Raw genomic sequence first — 10,614 nt, 5'->3', positions numbered from 1 at the left:
TGTTTTATTGTTACTGGTAATTTATACAGTGCTCTGGCATTATTAGCCTAATTAACGAATAACAATAATGAGAGTGCTTTTTGGCCATAATTTTAGGGATTGATCCAGGCTCACGCTTAACTGGCTACGGTGTTGTAGCGCATCAGGGGTCTAAATTCACTTATTTAGGCAGTGGTTGCATTAAATTAGCGGATCATGAGTTTCATATAAGACTTAAAATGATTTACCAAGGCATTACCCAGCTTATAGAGCAGTTTTCGCCAGAAACCTTCGCGATAGAAAAAGTGTTTATGGCGCACAATCCCGACTCAGCCTTAAAGCTAGGCCAAGCACGTGGTGCTGCTATTGTAGGCGCTGCAATGGCCGACTTACCAGTATTTGAATACTCAGCAAGGCAAATAAAACAAGCCGTAGTAGGCAATGGTGGCGCCGATAAAACTCAAGTACAGCATATGGTTAAAAACATTTTAAAACTACCTGGTACGCCACAAGCTGATGCCGCCGATGCACTGGCTATTGCTATTTGCCATGCGCACTCAGAACAAAATTTAATAAAACTAGCGGGTAGCGCAAGCAAAACCGTTAGAGGACGTTTAAGGAAATAACTATGATTGGTCGCTTAAATGGTATTTTAGTAGAAAAACAACCTCCCGAAATATTATTAGAGGTAAATGGTGTTGGCTACGAAGTGCAAATGCCAATGACCTGCTTTTACGACTTACCTAAAGTTGGCGAAAATGCCATTGTTTATACTCATTTTGTAGTACGCGAAGATGCACAACTATTGTTTGGCTTTAACAATAAAGTAGAGCGTGCCTTATTTAGAGAGTTATTAAAAGCCAATGGCGTAGGGCCAAAGCTAGGTTTAGCTATTTTGTCGGGTATGTCGGCGCAGCAATTTGTAAGCTGTGTAAATAACGAAGACTCCACAAGCTTAGTTAAATTACCCGGTGTAGGTAAAAAAACCGCCGAGCGGCTAGTACTCGAAATGAAAGACAGATTAAAAAATTGGGGCAACGATTTATTCACCCCTTTCAGCGACAGTGCGGTTATTGAGCCGTTTAGCGACGCAACAATTGCTAATAATGCCGCCGATGATGCTGTGTCGGCTTTGGTGTCGCTAGGTTATAAATTGCCACAAGCGCAAAAAGCAGTAAAATCAGTAAGTAAACCCGATATGTCTACTGAGGTTCTTATTAAAGAATCTTTAAAATCTATGCTGTGAGTAACCTATGATCGAAGCTGATCGCTTAATTGACGCGACTGAAAAACCCAACGAAGACTCTATAGACCGTGCAATTAGGCCAAAATTACTCGCCGATTACCGTGGTCAACCGCATGTTAAACAGCAAATGGAAATTTTTATTGAAGCGGCCCGTAGCCGAGGCGAAGCACTCGATCACCTGCTTATTTTTGGCCCACCAGGTTTGGGTAAAACTACATTAGCTAATATTGTTGCCAACGAGCTGCAGGTAAATATAAAGGCAACCTCAGGGCCAGTGCTCGAAAAAGCCGGTGATTTAGCCGCATTGCTAACCAACCTTGAAGAAGGTGATGTATTATTTATTGATGAAATACACAGGTTAAGCCCACAAGTTGAAGAAATACTCTACCCAGCAATGGAAGACTACCAACTTGATATTATGATAGGTGAAGGCCCAGCAGCACGCTCGATAAAATTAGATTTACCCTCGTTTACGCTTATTGGCGCAACGACTCGCGCGGGTTCGTTAACCTCGCCACTGCGTGACCGCTTTGGTATTGTGCAGCGCTTAGAGTTTTATTCAGTAGAAGACTTATCGTACATAGTAGGGCGATCGGCGCATTTTCTTGATTTAGAAATGTGCGACGAGGGTGCAGTTGAAATTGCTAAACGCTCACGCGGTACCCCCCGTATTGCCAATAGATTACTACGCCGAGTGCGTGACTACACCCAAGTAAAGTCAGACGGTACGGTAAACGCCGAAGTGGCAGAGCTGGCACTTAATATGATCGATGTAGATAAAAGCGGTTTTGATTATATGGATCGTAAGTACTTACTCGCCATTATAGAAAAATTTATGGGCGGCCCAGTTGGGCTCGACAATATAGCTGCAGCTATTGGCGAGGAAAAAGAGACTATTGAAGATGTAATAGAACCCTTTTTAATTCAACAGGGCTTTATTCAGCGTACACCCCGTGGACGAATAGTGTCAGACAACGCATATCATCACTTTGGTTTACTACCAAAGCAAGACTAATAAAAAGCTTTACCCAATTTAAAAAGCCATTGCGATTAATTAATTGCAATGGCTTTTTAGTTTATGCTTAGCCGTGTTTTATGTTGCTTTGCGCTGCCGTTATATTCATTCTATAGGCACGTTATTGGCGCTATACTTGGTGAGTTTTAATGTGGTTGGTATGCGTACTTAAATTTAGCAATAATTCACGATGCGTTAAGTCAATCAAGGTTATTGTGCCTGCGTTATATTGCTGGTGTTAACTAATAGGTGGTTTGCTGTGGCGCACTAGCTTAGGCTTTATGCAATTGTTATAAACGCTAAAGTTGTGATGCTAACTTAATACCTAGGTATTAATGTTATGAAGATTATTTATGGGCAAAAAAAAGCCCGCAAATAATGCGGGCAAACAACAAGTTGAAGGAAGTAATCTTGGGAACTCTATTTTACTTACTTAGGTTTTATCCTAAAAAAGTAAAACAATGTAATACGATGAAATGTCATATTACGAAGAACTGGGTGCAATGAAAACTTTCATTTAATGCGTTAGTTCGGTATGAGGTAATAATACCGAAGAGTTGTTTTTTGTTCAAACTAGAAAATTTATAATTTCAGATAAAAAAAACTAATCTGAATGCTTTTTATGAATGTTCAATTATTGCACGTTAATTAATCGTTAACATTATAACTTTATGAAATTATTTGCTTATATTGTATTTTACAGTAAATTTCGGTATTAGTTTTACTATTACGTTAAAGTAAACCTTAGGTTGTTTTGCGTGCTTATGCTTATATTTTGAATAAACAGCTAATTTAACTGAGTGTTACCTTTATAATAGCGCATTAATAAACACTAATATTAATTACGCAATTATAATAAACGGGTTATTTTACGGTTTAATAAAAATAAAAGAATTTTTTAACGTTTTTTGTTGTCTATTCATAGCAAGATCGTTGTAAGCGGGAAATACACTATATACACTAGCTACAATTTTAGACGCTTACCCTTTGTAGTTCTGGTGTAAGGTCATATTATCCAAATAAATCAATTTGATGTGTTTTTAATTTTTTAGGAGTTTAACGTGGGATCAGGGCTTAATTTTTTAGATCTAATTCTAGAAGCAAGTTTGCTTGTGCAACTAGTGATGCTAGCGTTAGTAGCGATGTCGGTAATGTCGTGGGCTATTATTTTTCAGCGTAAAAAAGCAATCTCAGACGCTTTAAGCAATGCCAAAAAGTTCGAACAAAAGTTTTGGTCTGGAATTGATTTAAGTAAGCTGTATAGCGAAATTTCATCACGTAGTGGGCAATCAAAAGGTATAGAAGCATTATTTACCGCTGGCTTTAAAGAGTTTGCACGTCATAAAAAAAATACATTTCAAAGTGCTGGCATTGTTATGGAAGGCACACATCGCTCCATGCGCGTGGCGCTTTCACGTGAGGTAGAAAAATTAGAATCAAGTTTGTCATTTTTAGCAACCGTGGGCTCAATTAGTCCATATATAGGCTTGTTTGGTACAGTATGGGGCATAATGAATGCCTTTATTGCACTGGGCGAAGTTAAGCAAGCTACGCTACAAATGGTAGCACCAGGTATTGCTGAAGCGTTGATTGCTACTGCAATGGGCTTATTTGCAGCTATTCCAGCTGTTATTGCTTATAACCGTTTTGCTAATAAAGTTGAAAAATTAGAAACGCATTACATTAACTTTATGGAAGAGTTTGCTAATATCCTACACCGTCAAGCAGCTACTCAAATAGAGGCCCAAGCGAATGTATCAGCGTAAAAAGCGCCGTCCGGTCGCAGAAATTAATGTAGTGCCTTACATTGATGTAATGTTGGTACTACTAATTATATTTATGGCTACAGCACCACTCATTACTCACGGTGTTAAAGTTGACTTACCAAAAATGGAAGAGTCGGACTTAGTTGATACTAAAGATACGCCACCTATTATTGCCTCTATAGATGCTGATGGCCGATACTATGTAAGCGTAGGCACCGACCCTGAAGAGCCAATGGAAGCGCTAGATGTAGCTGCCGTAATTAAGTTACAGCTGATGAAAAATCCAGATGTACCTGTAATGATAAAAGGCTCGGGCAAAGTGTCATATCAAGAAGTATTACTATTAATGGACTTTTTAAAAAGAGCAGGCGTGCCATCGGTAGGGTTAATGACAGAATCCTTTGAGGGGACGAAGTAGCCTTATGCAAACACCATTAATTAAATCAGTACTTTTACATGTGGCATTAGGTGGGTTTTTGTATGCCACCGCAAATATTCATTCGCCAGCGCCTAAGGTAATGGAAGTTACACTTAACTCGGCTATTCCCGATGTAGATAAAGCGGTGTCTGCGGTAACGGTTGATCAAAAACAGGTTGAGCAAAAAATTGCGCAACTTAGAAAAAAAGAAGACGATCAAAAGCGAGCTGAAGACAAACGTATTCGCGATTTAGAGCGCAGAGCTAGTAATGCGCGCAAAGAGCGAGAATCAGAAGCACGACAAATTAAAAAGTTAGAGCAACAGCGTAAAGCCAAAGAGAAAGAAACGGCAGAGGCGCAAGCGCAAGCTAAAAAAGCACGTGCCATAGAGCAGCAAGAGCGTGCTAAAGCTAAGCAAGCCGAAAAGCAAAAGCAAGAGTCTGAAAACGCTGCAAAGGCTGCCGCTGATAAACGCAAAGCTGAGGAAGATGCGCTTAAAAAAGCACAAGCTGAACGCAAAAAACGCGAAGCAGAAGCCGAACGTAAGCGTGAGCAAGCAATGCAAGAGCAAATGTTACAAGAGCAACTTGCTAAAGAGCAGGCTGCCCGCAGTAAAATACGCCAACAACAAGTAGTGAGTGAAGTAGATAAGTACCGTGCCTTAATAATGGCGCGTATACAGCAAAACTTACTTATTGACGAAAAAATGAAAAATCAGCAGTGCCGAGTTAACATTCGTTTAGGCTTTAATGGCTTAGTAACGCAAGTGACTTCATTAGGCGGCGATAGATTAGTGTGTGAAGCTGCATTAAGAGCGGTGCGTATGGCCGACACATTACCGGTATCAAAAGATAAAGACGTATTCGACCAACTTAAGAATATAAATTTAACAATCAAGCCAGAATTTTAAAGGAATGATATGTTCAACAAAGTAAAAGTAGCCTGTTTAATTTTATTATTGGGTTTTCAGGGCGTTGCAAATGCAGCCCTGGAAATTGTAATAACAGAGGGTATAGATGGCGCACGACCAATTGCTATTGTGCCATTTAAGTATCAAGGTATTGGCCCTATTCCACAAAAGATCAGCGAAGTTATTGCTGCAGATTTAATGCGCAGTGGTAAATTTAAGCCTGTAGATGTAGCACAAATGCCGCAACAGCCAAGTAAAGATAGCGATATTAACTATGCTTCTTGGGTAAACAAAGGAGTAGAGGCGATATTAGTTGGCGAAGTTGAGCAGCAATCTAATGGCCGCTACTTGGTGCGTTATGAACTGGTTGATGTTATTCGTGGGCAAATTACCGGTGGTCAAACGCAAATGATGACTAACGGTAAATTGATTAAAAACCAAGACCATATTTTAGAAGCACGTGAAAGTATTATTAGCGACACCGGCTTTCGTCGTTATTCACACCGTATAAGTGATGTGATTTACGAAAAGTTAACCGGTGAAAAAGGCGCATTTTTAACTAAAATAGCCTATGTTATAGTACGTGATAATGACGACAGACCTTATCAACTGGTAGTTTCTGATTACGATGGTTTTAATGAGCAAGTATTACTGCGCTCTAAAGAGCCGTTAATGTCGCCAGCATGGTCGCCCGATGGCACTAAGTTAGCCTATGTAACGTTTGAAAATCGTCAGAGCCAAATTTACATTCAAGACCTATACTCAGGTAAACGTGAATTGGTTACTAGTTATCCTGGTATTAACGGTGCACCGCAGTTTTCGCCCGATGGTAAAAAGTTACTATTAGTACTTTCAAAAGATAAAACCGGTGCAACCGAAGTTTATTTACTAGACTTAGTAACACGCAAAGAAACGCGTCTTACTCGTCATCGCAGTATAGATACAGAACCATCGTGGCATCCTAATGGCCAAGATATTGTATTTACATCTGAAAGGGGTGGTAATGCCCAGATTTATAAGTTAAATTTAAAAACTGGCAGAACACAAAGATTAAGCTTTGACGGTGATATGAACCTAGCAGGTTCAATAACACCCGATGGCAAAGAATTAGTGATGGTTAACCGTACCAACGGGCAGTACCATCTTGCTAAAAAAGAGCTGGCTACAGGTGCGTTTCAAGTATTAACACGAACTCGCCTTGATGAATCACCGAGTATAGCGCCAAATGGCTCGATGATTATATATAGCACGCTTCATAATAATAAACAGGTACTTGCGCTGGTATCGATGGACGGTCGCTTTAAAGCACGGTTACCTGTGCTAGACGGACAAGTAAAGGCGCCAGCTTGGTCGCCATATTTACAGTAATAATTGCGGTTTACTCAAAATAGGAATCTACTCAATGCAACTTAATAAAATACTTAAAGGCCTGCTAATTGCTGTGCCAGTAATGGCTTTAGCAGCTTGTAGCTCATCTTCAGATATAGATGAAGGCGCAGCTAACCAATCAAATCAAGGTATGGTTGAGCAATCAACAAATACTGACACAGTTGAAGTAGCGACAATTTCGCCAGAGCAACGTGCAGAAGAGCAACTTCGTCAAAAATACGAAGCACTTCGTCAAGAGCAAGTAATTTACTTTGATTTTGATAAAGCGACAGTTGAAGGCAAGTACGCTGATTTATTACGCGCACACGCTGAGTTTTTAGTTCAAAACTCATCTGTTAAAGTACTTATTGAAGGCCACGCAGATGAGCGCGGTACGCCAGAGTACAATATTGCACTAGGTGAGCACCGTGGCCAAGCAGTTGAAAAATACCTACAAAGTTTAGGTGTTTCTGCAAGCCAAATGTCAGTGGTAAGCTACGGTGAAGAGAAACCTATGGTTAAATCTCGCACTGAATCAGCTTTCGCTAAAAACCGCCGTGCGGTACTAGTTTACTAAGATAAGAGATATTATGAAGCCGAAAATTATTTTGGCAGCCATGATATTGAGCGGGAGCACCCAGTTAATGGCTGCTCCCGCTCCTGTTTCAGAAGCTGCAAGTTCACAATCGAGTATTGAAAAGCGTTTAGCGTCGTTAGAGAATATGATGCAACAACGTAACTTTTTACAAGTTGAGTTACAGCAACAGCTTAATTTATTGCAAGATGAAGTAAGCCAAATTCGTGGTGTAACCGAAGAGCAAAGTTATAAGCTAGAAAAAGTGCTGCAGCGTCAGCGCGAGCTTTATCAAGAAATTGAAAACCGCGTAAGCCAAGCTTATAGTCAACCGGCTGCCACAGCGCCTGGAGTTGATCACACGCAAGCAAGCGATACTCAGACATACAGTGCCGATTTATCTGAAAACGAAGCATACGAGCGTGCTGTTGCGTTAATAATGAAAGATAAACGCTATGATCAGGCGATCCCAGAGTTTCAAACTTTTTTAACTACCTACCCAAATTCTGTGTATGCATCAAATGCACATTATTGGCTTGGGCAGCTGCTCACGATAAAAAATAACCCAGCTAAAGCAACGGAGCATTTTAAAGTGGTGGTTAATGAATTTCCAAATTCAAATAAGCGCCCAGATGCCATGTTAAAGTTAGGTACTTTGCTACAAGAGCAAAATTTAGCAGCCGAAGCGCAAAAAATACTGAACGATTTAATTAATCAGTATCCAAGTACCACTGCTGCAAAATTGGCCACAAAGCGCTTATAAAATTAATACAAGAGACTTGATTAGGCTGCTTTTTGTCATAAGCGGTCTAAAATTGTTCAGCTAAGCATAAAAACTTAAAAAAAGAGACAATTTCGGTTGCACTCATTTTATAAATAAGTATTATAAGCGCCCGCAGCAAACGAATGGTTACCCCACTCGAAATGCGACAAAAATAGAGCGGGTCATTAGCTCAGTTGGTAGAGCAGTTGACTTTTAATCAATTGGTCGATGGTTCAAATCCATCATGACCCACCATTATATTTATAGTAATAATGGTCTATTATCGGCGGATTTACGTAAGCTTAATTAATTATTAAATTAAGCACACAGAGCGGGGCATTAGCTCAGTTGGTAGAGCAGTTGACTTTTAATCAATTGGTCGATGGTTCAAATCCATCATGCCCCACCATTCTATGAGCAGTGAAAGTAAAATATTAGTCGGCGGATTTACGCAATCAACTAACTAGCAGCCTTGCTAATTAGTTATCAAAGGGGGGCATTAGCTCAGTTGGTAGAGCAGTTGACTTTTAATCAATTGGTCGATGGTTCAAATCCATCATGCCCCACCATTCTATGAGCAGTGAAAGTAAAATATTAGTCGGCGGATTTACGCAATCAACTAACTAGCAGCCTTGCTAATTAGTTATCAAAGGGGGGCATTAGCTCAGTTGGTAGAGCAGTTGACTTTTAATCAATTGGTCGATGGTTCAAATCCATCATGCCCCACCATTCTTTATATTTAAGAATGGCTGGAATCGGCGGATTTACGTAAGCTTAATTAAATTAAGTGCATAGAGCGGGGCATTAGCTCAGTTGGTAGAGCAGTTGACTTTTAATCAATTGGTCGATGGTTCAAATCCATCATGCCCCACCATTCTATGAGCAGTGAAAGTAAAATATTAGTCGGCGGATTTACGCAATCAACTAACTAGCAGCCTTGCTAATTAGTTATCAAAGGGGGGCATTAGCTCAGTTGGTAGAGCAGTTGACTTTTAATCAATTGGTCGATGGTTCAAATCCATCATGCCCCACCATTTTTATACAATCCCTTCTTAATAGCGTCTTTTTAAAACTTCAACTTTTTATTTATAAACACCTTGAGCAGATAGCTGTTATTTAGCTTTATATTCTCGTATAATTCATCGTAATTAATGCAATATAGATGAAGTGGTCGAGAACATGAGTCTAGCTCAAACTATTATGCCTGAAGGCTATATTTTCCCTCCTAAGCCAGCACCGTTAACACAAAACGAACAAGGCGAATACAAAGCACGTATAAAGCAACTACTGCAAGAAAAAAATGCCGTATTAGTTGCCCATTACTATACCGATCCTGAAATACAAGCACTTGCCGAAGAAACCGGCGGCTGCGTTGCCGACTCGCTAGAAATGGCGCGTTTTGGTACACGCCACGATGCCGACATGATCATTGTAGCGGGTGTGCGTTTTATGGGTGAAACCGCAAAAATATTAACGCCTAACAAAACCGTGGTTATGCCAACGCTCGAAGCGACTTGTTCGTTAGACATAGGTTGCCCGGTAGATGAATTCTCAGCGTTTTGCGATCAGCACCCCGACCGCACAGTAGTAGTGTATGCAAATACTTCTACCGCAGTAAAAGCGCGTGCAGATTGGATTGTAACCTCATCTTGTGCACTGGAAATTGTTGAGCACTTAGACGAACTAGGTGAAAAAATAATTTGGGGCCCAGACAAGCACCTAGGTAGCTATATTCAAAAGAATACCGGCGCAGATATGATCATGTGGAATGGTGCATGTATCGTTCATGACGAGTTTAAAACTAAAGCTCTAAAAGACATGAAAGCGCTGCACCCAGATGCGGGCGTACTCGTACACCCAGAGTCGCCAGAGGAAATAGTTGCCCTTGCTGATGCGGTTGGTTCAACCAGCCAGTTAATAAAAGCAGCGCAAACAATGAGCAACAAAAAGTTTATTGTAGCAACTGACCGCGGTATTTTTTATAAAATGCAGCAACTATGCCCAGACAAAGAATTCTTTGCCGCTCCAACTGCCGGTGAAGGCGCTTCATGTAAAACATGTGCGCATTGCCCTTGGATGGCAATGAACGGCTTAAAAGCGATTGAAGAAGCTCTGATAGACCCCAAAGGTAAAGAAGTGTTTGTTGACATGGACTTACGCGAAGGCGCACTTAAATCACTTAACCGCATGCTTGATTTTACCGCCACAATGGCAAAGTAAAATTAACGAATATAAAAACGCACGTTAAGTTAACGCCTAAAAAACGGTTATGCCACCCGCATAGCCGTTTTTTGTGCACAGCATAAAAAATATGAATGATAAGTGAGCAGTTAAAAGCTCAAAACTAAAAATGCCTTGCACCTATGGCGGCTATTTCATACTATAGCGCGCTTGTTGCACTACCTAGTATGTAGCAACGCCGTGGAGGGATGGCTGAGTGGCTGAAGGCGCACGCCTGGAAAGTGTGTTTAGGTTAATCCCTAACGAGGGTTCGAATCCCTCTCCCTCCACCATTATTCAATATCAGGACGTCTCATGACGTCCTTTTTTGTGCCTGTAACAAAGTAAAATCAAT

10 protein-coding genes and 7 tRNA genes are annotated in these 10,614 nt (G+C 40.5%); all 17 read left to right on the top strand.

Going from position 1 to position 10,614, the window contains the following annotated elements:
• The first annotated feature begins 80 nt into the window (after window positions 1–80).
• Window positions 81–605: a crossover junction endodeoxyribonuclease RuvC gene (gene ruvC, locus PNIG_RS10930; RefSeq protein ID WP_011328549.1), complete on the top strand. Its 525-nt coding sequence runs from the start codon at window positions 81–83 to the stop codon at window positions 603–605.
• 2 nt (window positions 606–607) lie between these two features.
• Window positions 608–1,225, top strand: a complete 618-nt coding sequence (gene ruvA, locus PNIG_RS10925) for a Holliday junction branch migration protein RuvA (RefSeq protein WP_089368500.1) — start codon at window positions 608–610, stop codon at window positions 1,223–1,225.
• A 7-nt stretch (window positions 1,226–1,232) separates the two neighbouring features.
• Window positions 1,233–2,240: a Holliday junction branch migration DNA helicase RuvB gene (gene ruvB, locus PNIG_RS10920; RefSeq protein ID WP_011328547.1), complete on the top strand. Its 1,008-nt coding sequence runs from the start codon at window positions 1,233–1,235 to the stop codon at window positions 2,238–2,240.
• Between the two features lie 1,061 nt (window positions 2,241–3,301).
• Entirely contained in the window at window positions 3,302–4,006 is a 705-nt protein-coding gene (tolQ, locus tag PNIG_RS10915) for a protein TolQ (protein ID WP_041454480.1), read from the top strand.
• The gene (tolR, locus tag PNIG_RS10910) at window positions 3,993–4,424 is read left to right on the top strand and encodes a protein TolR (RefSeq protein ID WP_041454479.1); all 432 of its coding nucleotides are present in this window, start codon (window positions 3,993–3,995) and stop codon (window positions 4,422–4,424) included. Before tolQ ends, tolR begins: the two co-directional genes overlap by 14 nt.
• Before the next feature lie 4 nt (window positions 4,425–4,428).
• A complete protein-coding gene (gene tolA / locus PNIG_RS10905; RefSeq protein WP_089368499.1) occupies window positions 4,429–5,334 on the top strand; it encodes a cell envelope integrity protein TolA in 906 nt (301 codons plus the stop codon).
• Window positions 5,335–5,343: 9 nt separating this feature from the next.
• Complete coding sequence (gene tolB / locus PNIG_RS10900) at window positions 5,344–6,702, top strand: Tol-Pal system beta propeller repeat protein TolB (RefSeq protein WP_011328543.1); 1,359 nt, start codon at window positions 5,344–5,346, stop codon at window positions 6,700–6,702.
• Window positions 6,703–6,736: 34 nt separating this feature from the next.
• Window positions 6,737–7,279 (top strand): peptidoglycan-associated lipoprotein Pal, encoded by a 543-nt coding sequence (gene pal / locus PNIG_RS10895; protein ID WP_011328542.1) that lies wholly within the window; start codon window positions 6,737–6,739, stop codon window positions 7,277–7,279.
• A gap of 13 nt (window positions 7,280–7,292) precedes the next feature.
• Complete coding sequence (ybgF, locus tag PNIG_RS10890) at window positions 7,293–8,039, top strand: tol-pal system protein YbgF (protein ID WP_011328541.1); 747 nt, start codon at window positions 7,293–7,295, stop codon at window positions 8,037–8,039.
• Between the two features lie 179 nt (window positions 8,040–8,218).
• Window positions 8,219–8,294, top strand: a tRNA-Lys gene (locus PNIG_RS10885).
• A 78-nt stretch (window positions 8,295–8,372) separates the two neighbouring features.
• Window positions 8,373–8,448 (top strand) — tRNA-Lys (locus tag PNIG_RS10880).
• 84 nt (window positions 8,449–8,532) lie between these two features.
• Window positions 8,533–8,608 (top strand) — tRNA-Lys (locus tag PNIG_RS10875).
• A gap of 84 nt (window positions 8,609–8,692) precedes the next feature.
• Window positions 8,693–8,768, top strand: a tRNA-Lys gene (locus tag PNIG_RS10870).
• Window positions 8,769–8,837: 69 nt separating this feature from the next.
• Window positions 8,838–8,913, top strand: a tRNA-Lys gene (locus tag PNIG_RS10865).
• Window positions 8,914–8,997: 84 nt separating this feature from the next.
• A tRNA-Lys gene (locus PNIG_RS10860) sits at window positions 8,998–9,073 on the top strand.
• A 145-nt stretch (window positions 9,074–9,218) separates the two neighbouring features.
• Complete coding sequence (gene nadA / locus PNIG_RS10855; protein WP_058373665.1) at window positions 9,219–10,259, top strand: quinolinate synthase NadA; 1,041 nt, start codon at window positions 9,219–9,221, stop codon at window positions 10,257–10,259.
• 203 nt (window positions 10,260–10,462) lie between these two features.
• Window positions 10,463–10,552, top strand: a tRNA-Ser gene (locus PNIG_RS10850).
• Window positions 10,553–10,614: the final 62 nt, after the last annotated feature.

It is taken from the genome of Pseudoalteromonas nigrifaciens, from assembly GCF_002221505.1.
GTDB lineage: Bacteria > Pseudomonadota > Gammaproteobacteria > Enterobacterales > Alteromonadaceae > Pseudoalteromonas > Pseudoalteromonas nigrifaciens.
Note: the sequence above shows the minus strand (reverse complement) of the source record. Positions and strands in the feature narration are given on the sequence as shown.

Coding starts and splice junctions, on each gene's coding strand:
- tolR (WP_041454479.1), top strand. CDS start 3,993: ATGTATCAGCGTAAAAAGCGCCGTCCGGTCGCAGAAATTAATGTAGTG.
- ruvB (WP_011328547.1), top strand. CDS start 1,233: ATGATCGAAGCTGATCGCTTAATTGACGCGACTGAAAAACCCAACGAA.
- ybgF (WP_011328541.1), top strand. CDS start 7,293: ATGAAGCCGAAAATTATTTTGGCAGCCATGATATTGAGCGGGAGCACC.
- pal (WP_011328542.1), top strand. CDS start 6,737: ATGCAACTTAATAAAATACTTAAAGGCCTGCTAATTGCTGTGCCAGTA.
- tolB (WP_011328543.1), top strand. CDS start 5,344: ATGTTCAACAAAGTAAAAGTAGCCTGTTTAATTTTATTATTGGGTTTT.
- ruvA (WP_089368500.1), top strand. CDS start 608: ATGATTGGTCGCTTAAATGGTATTTTAGTAGAAAAACAACCTCCCGAA.
- nadA (WP_058373665.1), top strand. CDS start 9,219: ATGAGTCTAGCTCAAACTATTATGCCTGAAGGCTATATTTTCCCTCCT.
- tolA (WP_089368499.1), top strand. CDS start 4,429: ATGCAAACACCATTAATTAAATCAGTACTTTTACATGTGGCATTAGGT.